Annotated in this window: 11 protein-coding genes; 7 read left to right on the forward strand and 4 right to left on the reverse strand. The window is 73.3% G+C overall.

Going from position 1 to position 15,108, the window contains the following annotated elements:
- Window positions 1–29: 29 nt before the first annotated feature.
- Complete coding sequence (locus ACFQZ6_RS18925; protein ID WP_381610685.1) at window positions 30–1,256, reverse strand: low temperature requirement protein A; 1,227 nt, start codon at window positions 1,254–1,256, stop codon at window positions 30–32.
- A 104-nt stretch (window positions 1,257–1,360) separates the two neighbouring features.
- Between ACFQZ6_RS18925 and ACFQZ6_RS18930 the strand changes: the two genes are divergently transcribed.
- Window positions 1,361–2,092: a hypothetical protein gene (locus tag ACFQZ6_RS18930; RefSeq protein ID WP_381610687.1), complete on the forward strand. Its 732-nt coding sequence runs from the start codon at window positions 1,361–1,363 to the stop codon at window positions 2,090–2,092.
- Window positions 2,093–2,174: 82 nt separating this feature from the next.
- Here the strand turns inward: ACFQZ6_RS18930 and ACFQZ6_RS18935 are convergent, their stop codons facing one another.
- The gene (locus ACFQZ6_RS18935; protein WP_381610690.1) at window positions 2,175–2,831 is read right to left on the reverse strand and encodes a TetR/AcrR family transcriptional regulator; all 657 of its coding nucleotides are present in this window, start codon (window positions 2,829–2,831) and stop codon (window positions 2,175–2,177) included.
- Between the two features lie 137 nt (window positions 2,832–2,968).
- Between ACFQZ6_RS18935 and ACFQZ6_RS35840 the strand changes: the two genes are divergently transcribed.
- The 3 genes from ACFQZ6_RS35840 (at window position 2,969) to ACFQZ6_RS18955 (ending at window position 5,624) form a co-directional block, all read left to right on the forward strand.
- Window positions 2,969–3,997: a medium chain dehydrogenase/reductase family protein gene (locus ACFQZ6_RS35840; protein WP_449334075.1), complete on the forward strand. Its 1,029-nt coding sequence runs from the start codon at window positions 2,969–2,971 to the stop codon at window positions 3,995–3,997.
- Between the two features lie 135 nt (window positions 3,998–4,132).
- Window positions 4,133–4,789 carry a DUF1326 domain-containing protein gene (locus ACFQZ6_RS18950; protein WP_381610693.1) on the forward strand — a complete coding sequence of 219 codons (657 nt, stop codon included), beginning with the start codon at window positions 4,133–4,135 and terminating at the stop codon, window positions 4,787–4,789.
- Between the two features lie 7 nt (window positions 4,790–4,796).
- Window positions 4,797–5,624, forward strand: coding sequence for a DUF2182 domain-containing protein (locus ACFQZ6_RS18955; RefSeq protein WP_381610695.1), 828 nt, complete (start codon window positions 4,797–4,799; stop codon window positions 5,622–5,624).
- 57 nt (window positions 5,625–5,681) lie between these two features.
- Here ACFQZ6_RS18955 and ACFQZ6_RS18960 read toward each other — a convergent pair whose 3' ends face one another.
- Window positions 5,682–8,138 (reverse strand): lamin tail domain-containing protein, encoded by a 2,457-nt coding sequence (locus ACFQZ6_RS18960; RefSeq protein WP_381610697.1) that lies wholly within the window; start codon window positions 8,136–8,138, stop codon window positions 5,682–5,684.
- A 317-nt stretch (window positions 8,139–8,455) separates the two neighbouring features.
- Between ACFQZ6_RS18960 and ACFQZ6_RS18965 the strand changes: the two genes are divergently transcribed.
- The 3 genes from ACFQZ6_RS18965 (at window position 8,456) to ACFQZ6_RS18975 (ending at window position 12,524) form a co-directional block, all read left to right on the forward strand.
- Entirely contained in the window at window positions 8,456–10,423 is a 1,968-nt protein-coding gene (locus ACFQZ6_RS18965; protein ID WP_381610699.1) for a YncE family protein, read from the forward strand.
- Between the two features lie 212 nt (window positions 10,424–10,635).
- Complete coding sequence (locus tag ACFQZ6_RS18970) at window positions 10,636–11,883, forward strand: hypothetical protein (protein WP_381610702.1); 1,248 nt, start codon at window positions 10,636–10,638, stop codon at window positions 11,881–11,883.
- Window positions 11,880–12,524 (forward strand): hypothetical protein, encoded by a 645-nt coding sequence (locus tag ACFQZ6_RS18975; RefSeq protein WP_381610705.1) that lies wholly within the window; start codon window positions 11,880–11,882, stop codon window positions 12,522–12,524. The genes ACFQZ6_RS18970 and ACFQZ6_RS18975 overlap by 4 nt, the downstream gene beginning before the upstream one ends.
- An 89-nt stretch (window positions 12,525–12,613) precedes the next feature.
- Here the strand turns inward: ACFQZ6_RS18975 and ACFQZ6_RS18980 are convergent, their stop codons facing one another.
- Window positions 12,614–15,076: a hypothetical protein gene (locus tag ACFQZ6_RS18980; RefSeq protein ID WP_381610708.1), complete on the reverse strand. Its 2,463-nt coding sequence runs from the start codon at window positions 15,074–15,076 to the stop codon at window positions 12,614–12,616.
- Window positions 15,077–15,108: the final 32 nt, after the last annotated feature.

Consider the following 15,108-nt stretch of genomic DNA (forward strand, 5'->3'; position numbering starts at 1 on the left):
CCTAGGCACCGCGAGCGCCGCAACGCACCCTAGGCGCCGCGCAGTTCCCGGCGTACGTCCGCGTAGTGCGCGCCCTCCACCACGGTCAGTCCGGCCAGCACCACGGCGACGCCCGCCAGGCCCGCCAGCGGGGGCAGTACGGCCAACGCGGGGATGAGCGCGAGCAGCAGCACGGCCGCCGCCAGCCGGGGCAGGCTCAGGCCGATCCCGGTCAGGCCCTTGAACAGCAGCAGCCCCGCCAGGTACAGCGCGGCCCCGCCGCACAGCGCGGTCGCGTAGAAGCCGCCGAGCCCCTTGCCGTCCTCGGCGTGTTCGAGGACGCCCTCGACGCCGAGCGCCGTCAGCACGATCCCGGCGACGATCACGTAGTGCCCGTACGAGTACGCCACCAGCGCCAGCCGCGCCCGCGACCTGCCGCGCACCCGGGCGAGCCGGTGCTCCGCCTCCAGGGCGAGGATGTCGAAGTACAGCCACCACAGGCCGATCGCGATGGCGATGCCGACCGCCGCGCCGACGATGAGCTGGCCGCTGATCGGATGTTGCGCCGCGCCGACGCCGATCGCGGCGATGGACTCCCCGATCGCCAGGATCATGAACAGCCCGTACCGCTCCGACCAGTGACTGGCGCTGTGCACCCGCCAGTTGCCGCGCCGCGAGGTGAGGTAGACGATGCCCCAGTCCACCGCCAGCGCGCCCGCGAACAGCAGCGTCTGCGCCGTACCGCCCACCAGCGCCCCGGAGACCAGCAGCGCCGCGCTGACCAGCAGCGGCGGCCAGGCCACCATGACCTGGCGGCGCAGCCCGGTGTCCTTGACGGCGGTCGCGGCGGCGCTGTAGACGACCAGGTGGAGGGCGCGGACGACGAGGTAGGCGCAGACCAGCACCACCGGCCCGTCGAGCCCGCCGTCCATGTCGTGCCAGGCTTCCGGCACGGTGAGCGCGACGACGAAGATGGCCGCCATCGCCGTGCCCATCCCGGCCCGCAGCAGCCCCTCGTCGGCCCGCGCCTGGTTGCCGAGCCAGGTGTACGCCGACCAGGTCCACCACAGCAGGGCGAGCAGCAGCATCCCCTGGACGACGCCGTGCGCGGAGTGCTCGTGCGCCATGTACCCGGTGATCCGGGTGACGGCGAAGACGTAGACCAGGTCGAAGAACAGCTCGAACGTCGTGACCCGGTGGCCCTCGGCGGTCGGGACGGTGCGGGCCCAGCCGCCGCGTCTGCGCACGAGGGTGTCGGTTTCAGCCGGTTCAGCCATCGCCGGGACCTTTCGTTTACGTAATTTCACCGACGCCCGCCCTGTTCGAATTCTGCCACCGTCATTCCTGTAGTGACCTTGGTTTCTGGGGGAGTGATCGGCGGATGGACGGACGGCGACGGTTTCCGGCGGCGGTCGTGACGCTGCTGGCGACGGCGGCACTGCTGGCGGGCTGCGGGGATTCCGGTGGCTCGGATGACTCCGGTGACTCGGTGAGTTCCACGGGGCGGGGCTCCGGAGGCTCGTCCGAGGCGGGCGGTGGCGGGCCGCTGGACGCCGCCGGGCTGGAGGCGGCCGCCCTCGCGGCGGAGGACCTGCCCGCCTACAACCTCACCGTCTTCCAGCAGGGCGACGCCCTCGGCAGCAAGGGCGAACCGGCCGACCCGGCCGTCTGCCAGCCCATCGAGGACATCCGCCTGCGCTCCCCCGAACCGGCGCCCACCGCCGCGTCGGCCCGCTCGGTCCACCCGGAGACGTCCCCCGGCGAGTCGACGACGATCGAGCTGTACGCCTACGGCTCCCCGTCCGACGCTGAGGAACTCCTCACCCGCGTCCGCACGGCCGCCAAGGACTGCTCGGCCGGGTACGAGGACGACATGGGCCTGAAGGCCGTGGTCACCGCCCTCGACGACCCCGACCCGGGCCCGGCGGCCGACGAGGCCGTGGCGTACCAGAGCGAGGTGTCCGGCACGATCCACTGGTACCGGGTGGTCCGCAGCGGCCCCACCGTCGCCGTCTTCGGCTGGAAGAGCCTGAACGCCCACAAGAACGCGGGCGCCGCCCCGGACGAGGTGATCGACGCCCAGATGGCGAAGCTGACGGGGGCGTCGGACTGATACGCGCGGCGGCGGACTGATACGCGCGGCGGCGGACTGATACGCGCGGCGGCGGGCCGACGGGCGCGGCGGCGGGCCGACGTTACGCCAGCAGGTCGTCCAGCTCGGCGGCGAAGAGCTGCTCCGCGTCGAAGCCCATGCCCGTGAACTGCCCCGCGAGTTCCAGGGACAGCGTGCCGTGCAGCCGGGTCCAGAAGGTCAGGGCGCGGTGCAGGGCGCCCGGCGGGGCGGGGTGGTCGGCGGCCCAGTCGCGGTGCGCCGAGAGGTGGGCCGCCAGCCGGACCGCGCTGGGGGTGTCCGTGCGGGCGGGCAGCGCGGCGCAGGCGTCCAGCAGGGTCGTCATGATCTCGGCGGCGACGGTGGTGGTGTCCTGCGGGGCGTGGTAGCCGGGGACGGGCGTGCCGTACACCAGGAAGTAGCGCTGCGGGTCGGCGAGGGCCCAGTCGCGTAGGGCGTGGCCCAGGGCGCGCAGGTCGGGGCCGCCGTGGGCGGCGGCGTGGAAGGCGTCGGCGAGGCTGCGGTAGGCGTCCCTGATGAGGTCGGTGATCAGCTCGTCGCGGCTGGCGTAGTACCGGTACAGCGCGGGGCCGCTCATGCCCAGTTGCTTGGCGATCGCGTTCAGGGAGAGCGCGGACGCGCCCGCCGTGGCGAGCTGTTCCCACGCGCGGTCCTTGATCTCCGCCCGCACCTGGGCGCGGTAGCGCTCGCGCGGGGTCTCCGTGCTGCCTTGTCGCGGCACCGGCCGCCACCTCCTCCACTCCACACCACCATCAGTTTCGTTAGAGGCTATCAGCTTCGTGATTGACTCTCGCTGCCCATGAGTTATAGCCTCTAACGAAAGCGATGCCACATAACGAACGCGTGGAGGTAGTAGCCATGAACGAGCTGGTGGAAGTCGTCCTGCCGGGACAGGTCGAGCCCGAGGGGCTCCAGATCCGGCGCGGCGGCGCCGTGCCCACGCCCGGCCCCGGGCAGGTCGTGGTGCGGATGGAGGCGACCGGGGTGTCCTTCGCCGAGCAGCAGATGCGCCGCGGGCGCTACTACGACCAGCCGCCCTTCCCCTTCGTCCCCGGCTACGACCTGGTCGGCACCGTCCTGACCGGCGGCGAGGGCGTCGCGCCCGGCCTGGTCGGCACCCGGGTCGCCGCCCTGCTGAAGACCGGCGGCTGGGCCACGCACGTCGTCGTCGACGCCGCGGACGTCGTCCCGGTGCCGGACGGCATCGACGCCGCCGAGGCCGAGACGCTCGTCGTCAACGGCGTCACCGCCTGGCAGATGCTGCACCGCACGGCACGCGTCCGCCCCGGTCAGACCGTCCTGGTGCACGGCGCCAACGGCGGCGTCGGCACGGTCCTCGTCCAGCTCGCCCGTGCCGCGGGCGTCCAGGTCATCGGCACCGCCTCCGCCCGGCACCACGACGCCCTGCGCGCCCACGGCGTCGTCCCCGTCGACTACCGCACCGAGGACGTCCCCGCCCGCGTCCGCGCCCTGGCGCCCGGCGGGGTCGACGCGGTCTTCGACCACGTCGGCGGCCCCGGCATCGTCGACTCCTGGCGGCTGCTCGCCCCCGGCGGCACCCTCGTCGCCTACGGCACCGCCGCCACCCGGGACGCCACGGGTTCCAAGCAGTGGCCGGTGCTGAAGCTGCTGGGCCGGGTCTGGCTGTGGAACGCCCTGCCCAACCGGCGCCGGGCCCACTTCTACAACGTCTGGGCCGGACGCGCCCTGTCCAAGGCCCGCTTCCGGGCCCGGCTGCGCGCCGACCTCACCCAGGTCTTCACGGCCCTCCAGCGCGGCGACCTCACCCCCCGCGTCGCCGCCCGGCTCCCGCTGACCCGGGCGGCGGAGGCACTGCGCCTCGCGGAGTCGGGGACGGTCGCGGGGAAGGTCGTACTCAACCCGTAGGCGTCGGGTCGTACTCAACCCGTAGGCGGCGCTGGCCGCGCCCGGCCCCGCAGGACAGCGGAAGGTGCTGGTGGGACGATGAAAGGTGAGCTTCGGAAGATGAGGCTCTAGTCAGCTTCCAAGGAGGCGGCGACCATGTCCGAGACGACGACGCCGACCATTCCGCGATGGCACGCTTCCGGTGACTGGTTCGACACCTGCAGGTGTGACGTCCCGTGCCCCTGCTCGTTCGCGCAGACCCCGACCTACGGCGAGTGCGACGGCGTGCTGGTGTGGCACATCCGCGAGGGGCGCTACGGCGACGTCACCCTCGACGGGCTGAACGTGCTGATGCTGGGCTCCTTCGTCGGCAACGTCTGGGCCGAGCACTCCGACGCGTACGCCGCGGTCTTCCTCGACGAGCGGGCCGACGACGCCCAGCGCGAGGCGCTCCAGATGATCTTCGGTGGGCAGGCGGGGAGCTGGCCCCGGGAGATGATCGCCATGCTGGGCGCGGAGATGCGCGGCATGGACTTCGCGCCGATCCAGTTCGAGATCGACGACGACCTCGGCAGTTGGCGGGCCAGCGTTCCCGACCGGGTCACGGCCAGCGCGGAGGCGCTGAGCGGGCCGACCACGCCCGAGGGGGCGCGGGTGCAGACGACCAACCTGCCCGGCTCGGAGACCGGGCCCGGCCAGGTCGCCACCTGGGGGCGGTCCACGGCCGACCGCGCCGACGCGTTCGGTTTCCAGTGGAGCCGGGAGGGACAGTCCAGCAAGCACATCACCTTCGACTGGGCCGGGCCGGACTGAGCGTCGTATGCACGACGTGAGAGCGTCCGCTTCCGTCTCCGCCCCGCCCGTCGCCCGGCCCCCCGCCCGCGAACTCGCCGTCGGCTGGGCGCTGATGGTGCTGATCGCCGCCCTCGCCTGGGTGCTCACGGTCGCCCAGTCCCGGGACATGGCGATGGAGCCCGGCACCATGGGGCTGGCGCTGCCGCTCTTCCTGGCGCTGTGGGTGGTGATGATGGCGGCGATGATGCTGCCGTCGGTGGCGCCCGTCGCCCTCACCTGGGTGCGGGCGATCGGCCGCACCACCTCGGGGGCGGCCCGCGCCCTGCGCACCGGCGCCTTCGTCGGCGGCTACCTGCTCGCCTGGACCGCGTTCGGGCTGCTCGCGTACGGCCTCCTCGCGGCGGCGGGCGACCTGGTGGACGCCCGTCCCGGCGCCGCGCGCTGGGTCGGCGCGGGCGTCTACCTGCTCGCCGGGGCGCAGCAGTTCGGGCCGCTGAAGACCGTGTGCCTGCGGCACTGCCGCAGCCCGCTGGCCCAGCTCATGCGGTACGGGAGGTTCCGGCCGTGGGCCAGGGACCTGCGGGTCGGCGCCCACCACGGCCTGTACTGCGTCGGCTGCTGCTGGGGCCTGATGATCGTGCTGATCCCGCTCGGCGCCATGAACGTCGCGGCGATGGCCGGTCTGGCGTCCGTCATCTTCCTGGAGAAGCTGTGGAGGGGCGGGCCGTGGCTGGGCCGGGCGGTCGGCGGCGTCTTCCTCGTGCTCGCCGTCCTCGCCCCGTTCCAGCCGTTCCAGGACTGGCTGCTGCCCGGACTGGACATGGCGGACATGTCGATGTCGGCGCCGTCCTGACCAGCGGGAGGGGACGGCGGGCGCCCGCCGTCCCCTCCGCACCGTCCGTGTGCCGGGCTACTTACGGCACTTGCTCACGTCGATCCGCACGATCTGCGGGTCGTGGTCGCTCGCCTGGTCCGCGAACTCGGCGTTGATGTGCACGATGTCGTAGTCGAAGTGGGTGATGGCCGGGCTGGTCAGGGTGTGGTCCAGGGCCTGGGAGTTGCCGTCGTAGACGTAGGTGTAGCGCTCGGCGGCGGGCAGGGTCTTGACCAGCGGGGTGAGGACCCGGCCGTCGGTCAGGGTGTTGACGGTCTGCGAGAACTCGAAGTCGTTGAGGTCGCCGAGGACGACGGCCTTGGCGTCCTTGTCCGCCGCGAGCAGCGACTTGACGAAGGTGTTGACCTCGGCGGCCTGCTGGTGCCGCTTGGTCTCGCTGCCGCGGGTCGGCTCCTGGTAGCGGCCGTGCAGGGGCTGGTCGCCGCCCTTGGAGCCGAAGTGGTTGGCGATCACGAAGACGCTCTCGCCCTGGAAGCGGAACTCGCCCACCAGCGGCTTGCGGCTGCTGTCCCAGGCATCGCTGGCGGGGTTGATCCGGCCGGGCGAGTACGTCAGCCGCGCGCCCTTCTTCGTCTTCACCACGCTGGTCGCGGTGGTGGCGTCACCGCCGGGCCGGTCGGTGAAGGAGACCCGCTCGGGGTTGTAGAGGAAGGCCAGCCGGATGTTGCCGCCGGGCTCGCCGCCGTCCCGGTTGTTCTCGGGGGAGACGTAGCGCCAGGAGTAGCTGGGGCCACCGGCCGCGCGGATCGCCTCGGTGAAGCGGGTCAGCGTCGCCTCGGCGGTGACGGTGCCGTCGTTGACGGCGCCGTTGTCGTCCTGGATCTCCTCCAGGGCCACGATGTCGGGCGAGCTGAGGTTGACGGCGACGCCCTCGGCGAGCCGGTCGAACTTCTCCTGCGCGTCGAGCGCGTCCAGGTTCTCCACGTTGTACGTGGCGACCGCCAGCTCCCTGCCCTTCTGGCGGCGGGTCACCTCACGGGTGAGGTCGTGGTCGGCGAGGGTGCCGAGGCGGGTGGCCTGGACGTTGTAGCCGCCGTAGGTGGCGTAGTCGAGGGGGCCGCTGGTGGTGCCGGTCAGCTCGTCGCCGACGTCCGCCTTCGGGAACGCGACGGTGCCGTCGAGGGACATCACCTTCATGCGGCCGGTGTTGGGCTGGTCGTAGGAGGAGTACAGGGTGCCGCCGCGGGCGCTGGGGTTCTCGCCCGGCTTGACGGTCACCCACACCTCGTCGTACGCGGTGGTGCCGCCGACGACGCGGGCGTCGGACAGCTCGACGCGCATTCCCTCAAGGGACTCGTAGAAGTCGAGGGCGTAGGTGTCCGGCTGGAGCGGGAGGGCGTCGACGCTGCCGCCGCCCGCGGTGGGCACGTAGGCGTCCGGGACGCTCGCGGAGTCCAGGACGACGGCGTCGGGCACCGGGTTGCCGCTGGACAGCACGGTCTCGGTGGGGCCGGTGATCTCGGTGACCGACTGGCTGGTGCTGCTCGGGTAGTACTCGGTGACCTTGCCGCTGACCAGCACCGCGTCACCGACGGCGACGGTGGGCGTGGCCGAGCCGGTGTAGACGAAGACGGCCTCGCTGGTGCGCGGGTCGGCGTCGGCCCGCGGGTCCTGGATCCAGTAGCCGCGCGAACCGGTGGCGCGGACGCCGGTGACGACGCCGGGGACGCGGGTGACCGTCTGCCCGTTGAGCGGGGAGAGCCGGGTGGTGCCCTGGAGGTCGTGCACGCGGACGGTGCCGGGCTCGGTGGAGCCGCCGCCGTCACCGCCGCCGTCGCCCGGGTCGGTGGAGCCGCCGCCGGAGTTGACGGGGGTCGGCGTACCGGCCGCGAGGTCGGCCGCGTTGTCGTCGGTGTCCGCGAGCGTGGCCGCGCGGGCGACGGACGCGGTGTTGGAGGCGCCGGTGGCGGGGCCGCCGCCCTCGCGGACGACCGCGCTGCCGTAGCCGACGAGGTCGACGATCCGGCTGTCGGCGGCGCAGTCCGCGGCGGTCTTGCAGGTCAGGGCGGTGGTGCCGGAGACCAGCGCGATGGTTCCGTTGGTGGCGCTCATCGCGATGGAGCCGCTGGCGTCGGGCGTGGGCAGTTCGGCCGTACCGCCGCTGCCCGCCGCCTCCGCGACCAGGTAGCGGCCACCGGGCGCGACGGAGCCGCTGAGCGCGGTGACCTGCCACAGCGAGGACGCGGACGGCGAACCGGGCAGGTACTGCACGCTGTACCCGGCCAGGTCGTGGGCGGCGGTCCCGGCGTTGCCCAGCTCGATGAAGTCCTTGACGAGGGTGGCCCCCGAGTTGCCGCCGCCGCCGTACACCTCGGAGATGACGACGGTGGCGGACGGCGCGGCGTACGCGGCGGGCAGCGCGGTGAGGGCGAACGCCCCCGCCACGGCGACGGATATCACCGGATAGACGGCACGGCGCGGACGCCGTCCACTTCCTACGTTTCTGGCCACGCTCGGGGTCTCCTCGTACATCAGGACGTCGGGGTGTGGGGGGAGTCGGCTCAGTGGGGGAGTCGGCTCAGTGGGGGAGTCGGCTCAAGTTACGCGCGTAGAGGGGGTGTCGCCAAGAGGGAGGAGGTTAATTCCCGGGAACGAATCAGACGCAGGGGGCGTAACGCGCGCAGGCGCGCGACCCGTCGCACCGCCGTAACCCGGTATCTCGTTGTCGCTGCCATGCCATACCCTGCGTTCTGGTCGCGTCCACGCACCCGTGACAGGTGCGAGGGGGGATGCGCGGCCATTCACTCCGCCCGGTTGGGACCGGGCTTCCTTGTGGGGGTTACATCACTGTGCGCAGGCGCAGCATTTCCACCGCGACCACCCTCGCGGTACTCCTCAGCTCCGTGGCCATCGTCGCGGGCACGGCGGGTCCGGCCGCGGCCGACTCCGCGAAGGTCCTCCCGGTCAGGTCGTTCGGCGACCTCCTCGTCGACGGCGCGCACCGGCGTGTCTATCTCTCCGACCCGACCAGCGGCAAGATCGTCGTCACCGACTACGCGGGCGCCGTCAAGGCGACCCTGACCGGCCTGACCGGCGTGAGCGGCCTGGCCCTGTCCGAGGACTCCGGGCAGGTGTACGCGGCCGTGACCGGCGGCCAGCGGATCGTCTCGGTGGAGACGGCGACGTACACCCAGACCGCCAGTTACCCGGTGGGCGTGGCCCCCGGCGAGCTGGAGGTGGTGGACGGCAAGGTCTGGTTCGCCCACGACGCCGACTTCGGCTCGCTCGACGTCTCCGGCGCCGAACCCGTCGTCCAGCTCGCCCAGCGCGGCGACGTCACCTTCTACGGCGCCGACGGCATGTTGGCTGCCGACCCGGCCGTGCCCGGCGTCCTGGTGGCGGGCGGCGGCGGCACGCTCGCGGTGTACGACCTCACGTCCGAGGGGGCGGTGCTGCGCGTCAAGGGCAGCATGAACACCGCCGTGAAGCAGCTCGACCTGACCCCTGACGGCAGCCAGGTCCTCACCTCCTGGGCGGGCTCGAACTCCGGCTACGGCCTCGGCGCCTACTCGACCGCCGACCTCGGCACGCTGACGGGCTACCCGATCGACCCGTACCCGAACGCGGTGCAGGTCGCGCCGGACGGCTCCGTCGCGGGCGGCAGCGACTCCTCGTACGACCCCGACGTCCACATTCACCGCCCCGGTGACCCGGTCCCGGTCCGCGAGTACGACTTCCCCAACACGGGCAACAGCAGCGGCGGCGACCTCCTCGTCGACGGCGGGCTGGCCTGGGCGCCGGACTCCAGCCGGGTCTTCGCCGTCTCGGCCAACACCTACGGCACCTACACCCTGCGGGTGCTGACCGACCCCACCAAGGAACTGCCCACCCTGAAGGTGTCGGCGCCCAGCAGCGCCGAGCGCGCCAAGCCGCTCACCGTCACCGGCAAGCTGACGTCGCGGACGCGCATCCCGGCGGGCACCAGCCTGCGGGTGGTCCGCAAGGACCTGGAGTCGCCGGACGGCAAGACGCTGCCGTCCGTCACCACCCGGTCCGACGGCACCTTCTCCTTCACCGACACCCCGCCCGCCGGGGGCAAGGTGACGTACAAGGTCTGGTACGCGGGCGACGCCACCCACGCCTCCGCCCTCGGCTACGACTCGGTCGCGGTCTCCCGCAAGGCGACCTCGCTCACCCTGAACAACAACGGCAAGCTGTACTCGTACGGCAAGGACGTCAAGTTCACCGCGCACCTCGGCACCACGTACAAGAACCGTACGGTCGCCATCTACGTGGACCCGTTCGGCGCCGACAAGCCCAAGAAGCTGCTCAAGCAGGCCAAGGTCAACTCCTACGGCAACCTGTCGGTGCTGGTCGACATGAAGCGCGACACCACCGTCAGCGCCGTCTTCACGGGTGACGCGCGCTACGCGCCGAAGACCGTGAAGTCGACCGCCTTCGCCCGTGCCAAGGTCTCGACCAGCGTCGCCAAGCACTACAAGACGGGCAAGATCGGCTCCACCACGTACTACTACTTCCGCAAGAGCACCGACCCGGTGTTCACCACGACCATGAACTACTACCAGGGCCGTCACCAGCGCTTCCAGCTCCAGGTCTACTACCAGGGCACGTGGTACGACGCGGGCTACGAGTACTTCGCCCTGGCCCCCAACGGCCAGTCCGTCGTACGCCTGGAGGCCCCCGGTCAGTCCGGCGTCCGGGCCCGCATGAGGTCGTCGTACATCAACGGCTCCTCCGGCGACACCGTCAACTCCACGACGCACGGCGCCTGGAAGTACATGGCGTTCACCAACTGACGTCGCCGCATCCGCCGTAGGCACCCCTGCGCACCGGGGAGCGGGCTCACCCAGGGGCCCGGCAGGGGTGCGCCGGGGCGCGGGGCGGGGCGCACCGGGGCCGGGGCCGGGCCGCGCAAGGGAGTTGCAAGAAGCCTGCAAGGAAAGTGCCGTGCCCGTCGGGCAATCCCCCATCCGACTGCTGAACGCAGCGACGAGCGATGGGGGATCGCATGTCCGTCAGAACCACGAGGCCAGCGCTGATCGAGCAGGGGCACTGGCTGACCGTACGGGACTGCAAGAGGGTGTTGGTGGTCGTGCACACGGTCACGTTCGCCCAGCGCCTGCGGGAGGTCTTCGAACTGCTGGAGGCCGACCGGCGCGTCCAACTGGTCTTCACCGTGGCACCGCACGCCTTCGGCGGCGGCGCCGAGCAGTTCCTCCAGGGCCTCGGCATCACCACCGTGCCGTGGGACGAGGCCCTGCGGGGCGAGTTCGACCTGGCGCTGGCCGCGAGCTTCCGGGGCGTGCACGAACTGCGCGCGCCGGTCGTCCGCGTCTCGCACGGCGCCGGGCACATCAAACCGCTCACCGACGTCACCCTGCTGGCGCCGGGGGAGCCCCGGGTGCCGGGGATGCTGAGCCGCCAGCACCTGCTGCACGACGGCCGCCTGTTCCCGGCCGCGGTCGGCTACGCCCACGAACGGGACGTGGCGGAACTGGCCCGGAGCTGTCCCGAGGCGCTGGAGGTGGCGCACGTCGTCGGGGACCCGTGCGTCGACCGGATCACGGTGGGCAGGCCGCGGCGCGAGCACTACCGCCAGGCCCTGGGCCTCGAACCGGGGGAGCGGCTCGTGGCCGTCGCCTCCACCTGGGGTCCGGGCTCGACGTTCGAGCGGCTCGACTCGCTGCTGCCGCAGTTGCTGAGCCAGTTGCCGGGCGACCGCTACCGGATCGCGCTGCTCGTCCACCCCAACGTCTTCGCGGGCCACGGCACCTGGCAGGTGCGCGGCTGGCTCGCCGACTTCCAAGCGGGGGGCGTCGCGGTGGTGCTGCCGGAGGCCGACTGGCAGGCGGTGCTGATCGCGGCGGACTGGATCATCGGTGACCACGGGTCACTGACCGCGTACGGAACGCTCACGGACGCGACGCTGCTGCTGACGGCCGATCTCCGGCGCGAGGTGTCGGCCTCGTCCCCGGCGGCGCTGCTGGCGGCGGTCGCGCCCGTGGTCTCGCCGGGGTACCCGCTGGCCGAGCAACTGGAGTACGCGGCGCGCTCGCGCCAGCCGGGGCAGTACGACGAGGTGACGGCCTCGCTGTCGTCGGTGCCGGGCCAGTTCCACCGCCGTATCCGCTCGGTCGTCTACCGCCTCCTCGACCTGGGCGAACCCGCTCGTCCGCCGTTCGTGGGGCCGCCTCCGTCGCCGCCGCCGCTGTCCTGGTGGGAGGCGTCGTCGGTGGACCGGGGGGCGGTGCGATGAGCGGCTCCGGGGGCGGTGCGACGAGCGGCCGGGGGCGGCCGACGTCCAGGTCCGCGCTCGTGGCGGACCTGGGGGCGGCCGGGGCCGGGTGGTGCACGGTGTGCTTCGCGGTGCCGGGTGCGGTGGCCGACGGCGGGGGTCAGCGGGTCCGGGTCGGCTGGCGGGCTGGTTCGGGCCCGGCGGTCGTCCGTACCGACGTGCCGCTGCCGCTGCCGCTGCCGCTGCCGCTGCCGTCGCCGGGCGACCCGTGCGCGCACCCGCCCGGCTGGCTGCCGTGCGACGCGCACCTCTGGGCCGACGCGGACGCCCGGGGCACGCCGGAGGGTGCCTTCCCGGTGGCCAGCCTCCGGGAACAGGCCGACGTGCTCGTGAGCCGGGCGCCGCTTCCGCTCCCGGCGGCCTGTCGCCGGGTGCGGGACCTGCTCGACGGCCATCCGGGGTGCCTCGTCGCCGTGGTGCCGGGTGCCGCCACGGGGTGTGTCGTGGGGGTGCGGAACGCCGTACTGGGAGTGCGGTGGGCGTGGGTGGAGAAGGCCGAGCCGGTCCCACCCCGGGTGGTCGCCTCGGTGGCCCACGCGTGGGCGGCGGCCGGGGGCGCGCCGGGTGCGCTCTGGGGGGTGACGGAGGCGCTCCCGGCGTGATCTGTGATGGGGGCGCGGTTGGCTGCGGTGGCTGGCTGCCGTGGCTGCCGCGGCTGGTCGTCCGGGCGGTGGGTTGCGGTGGCCGGTGTTCACGGCTGCCGCAGCCGGTCGTCCAGGCGGTCGGCGTCCGTCGGGCTCAGGCGGCGGAAGAGGTCGCGGGCGGCCGTGTAGTGGCGGACGGACGCCTCCTGGTCGCCGTCCGACTCGGCGGCCATGCCGAGCCATTCCAGGCAACGCGCCTCCCATAACGCCGCCTTGGTGCCGCCCGACCGGAAGCGCGCCAACGCCTCCCGCAACCGCCGTACGCCGTCCGCCCGGTCCCCGGCACGGTCAAGGACATGGCCGAGGAGCGCCAGGGCCCGGGTGGCCTCGTACGTCTCCCCCATCGCCGCCAGCTCGTCGCCCGCCCGGCGGAGCTGAGCGGCGGCGGTGGTGAGGTCGCCCGTGGCCAGGGCGGTCTCGCCGAGGCGCAGCCGACTGAGGGCGGCCCCGCGGCGGTAGCCGATCGCCTCGCGCAGCCGCAGCGCCTCCTCGAACTGGGCGCGGGCGTCGTCGAGTCGGCCGGTGAGGAGGCTGAGGTGGCCGAGCCCGTTCACGGCCTGCGCCTGCTGCCGGGCGTCCCCGTCGCCCGTCGCCATCTCCCACGCCTGCCGGTACCAGTCGGCCGCCTCCTCGTACCGCCCGGCCGCGCGCAGGCTGATCGCGCCGGAGGTGAGCATCCGGCCCTCACCCGCCCGTGAACCGCTCCGGCGGGCGGCGTCGAGCCCGAGGCGGTGCGACTCGATCGCGAACGCCGAGACGTGGAACCGCTGGAACAGCGGCCAGGCGAGATCGGTCAGACGCCAGCAGGAGGTGTCCCAGCCCGCGCTGGCGCAGAGCCGTACCGCGCCCATCAGCGCGTTGCGGTAGGTGTCCAGCCAGGTCAGGGCCTCCTCCGGGGTGGTGAGGGGAGTGGGCGCGGTGATGTCGGCGGGGAGGTCATGGCCGGGCAGGGGATGGCTCGGGGTGAGAATCCGCTCCGCCGAGGCGGCGGTGGACAGGCACCAGTCGACGAACCGCCGCAGTGTGCGCTCCCGCCGCTCGCCGTCCTCCCGCTCCGCCCCGAGCCGCCGGGCGTGCGGCTGTACGAGGTCATGGAAGCGGTAGGTGCCCGGTCCCGTCTCCTCCAGCAGGTTGGCCTCGACGAGGGCGTGGACGGCGGTGTCGACCACGTCCGCGTGGGGCGCCTCCGCCTCGTCGGCCGCCTCCGCCTCGTCGGCCGTCGTGATCGCGGCCAGCATCATGAGGTCGTAGCGGTCGGTCGGCAGCAGGCCCATCCGCCGGTACAGCCTGGCGCTCTCCTCCGGCAGCACGTCGTACGACATGTCCAGCGCGGTACGCATCACGGCCTCCCCGTCGACGTGCAACTGCCCGACCGCCCCCTGCCCCCGGGACAGGCTCTCGGCCAGGGCGGACATGGACCGGTGCGGGCGTACGGCGAGCTGTGCGGAGGCCAGGCCGACGGCCAGCGGGAGTCGGCCGCACAGCCGGACCACCTCGTGCGCGGCGTCGGGCTCCCGCGCCACGCGCGCCCCGCCGCCGAGGGCCAGCAACTCGACGGCGGACTCGGTCGGCAGCCCTTCGAGCCGGTGCAGGTAGGCGCCGTCGACCCGGAGCCCGGTGAGGTTGTTCCTGCTGGTCACGAGGGTGAGCCCGGTCGGTGAGGCGGGCAGCAGCGGGCGTACCTGGGCGGCGGTGACGGCGCTGTCCAGCAGGACGGCGAGCCGTAGCTCCGCGGTCATCGAGCGCCAGAGCGCGGCGCGCTGGGCGATCCCGGCCGGTACCGAGGGTGCGCCCAGCGCGATCAGGAACGCCTCCAGGACGGTGGCGGGGGAGGTGGGCCCGTCCTCGCCGTGCGCGGCCTGCCAGGACAGGTCGGCGTAGAGCTGCCCGTCGGGGAAGCCGTCCGCGTGCTCGCGCAGCCAGTGGCAGGCGAAGGTGGTCTTCCCGGCGCCCGCGAGCCCGCTCACGACCAGGACCTGGGGCACGTGCGCGGGATGCCGGGCCCGCACCGCGTCCAGCGCCTCCCGGTCGGCCTCACGGTCGAGGAACCGGGCGGTCACCGGGGGCAGTTGCCGGGGCACGGGAGGCCGGGGCGGGGGCGGGGGCGGCGCGGACGGCGGGTGGAAGTGCACACCACCGTGGATGTTCCCGGCCTGGACAGTGGGCCCGTGGAGCACGGCGGCCCCGCCGATGGCGTTCGCGGTGCTCGCCGTCGTCGTCCCGGAGGAGGCGGGCGGCGCGTGCCGCCGTAACCACTCCGTCAGCGCGCTCGCGGTGGCCGCGTCGCGGGCGGCGATGGCGGTGAGCGCCCGCGCCAGCTCCTGCCCCCGCTCCCGGGGCGGCCCGGCGTCCGGATCGAGCGGCCACAGCCGCCCCACCGCCGCGTCCACACGGGCCGCGACGCCCACCACCCCGCCCAACTCCTCCCAGGCGGACGACTCCTGATACGCACCGCGGGCGACCATGGCCGACAACAACACCTCCAGCTCGCCGTAAGGAAACGCTCCCACGTGCGTAACTCCTCTCGCCGCCTGGAAGGTCA

This window comes from Streptomyces flavalbus (genome assembly GCF_042674625.1).
Lineage (GTDB): Bacteria > Actinomycetota > Actinomycetes > Streptomycetales > Streptomycetaceae > Streptomyces > Streptomyces flavalbus.

What these genes read in the sequence shown, in the direction of transcription:
- ACFQZ6_RS18925 (WP_381610685.1), bottom strand. Translation starts at nt 1,256, where the DNA reads ATGGCTGAACCGGCTGAAACCGACACCCTCGTGCGCAGACGCGGCGGC.
- ACFQZ6_RS18930 (WP_381610687.1), top strand. Translation starts at nt 1,361, where the DNA reads ATGGACGGACGGCGACGGTTTCCGGCGGCGGTCGTGACGCTGCTGGCG.
- ACFQZ6_RS35840 (WP_449334075.1), top strand. Translation starts at nt 2,969, where the DNA reads ATGAACGAGCTGGTGGAAGTCGTCCTGCCGGGACAGGTCGAGCCCGAG.
- ACFQZ6_RS18950 (WP_381610693.1), top strand. Translation starts at nt 4,133, where the DNA reads ATGTCCGAGACGACGACGCCGACCATTCCGCGATGGCACGCTTCCGGT.
- ACFQZ6_RS18955 (WP_381610695.1), top strand. Translation starts at nt 4,797, where the DNA reads ATGCACGACGTGAGAGCGTCCGCTTCCGTCTCCGCCCCGCCCGTCGCC.
- ACFQZ6_RS18960 (WP_381610697.1), bottom strand. Translation starts at nt 8,138, where the DNA reads ATGTACGAGGAGACCCCGAGCGTGGCCAGAAACGTAGGAAGTGGACGG.
- ACFQZ6_RS18970 (WP_381610702.1), top strand. Translation starts at nt 10,636, where the DNA reads ATGTCCGTCAGAACCACGAGGCCAGCGCTGATCGAGCAGGGGCACTGG.
- ACFQZ6_RS18975 (WP_381610705.1), top strand. Translation starts at nt 11,880, where the DNA reads ATGAGCGGCTCCGGGGGCGGTGCGACGAGCGGCCGGGGGCGGCCGACG.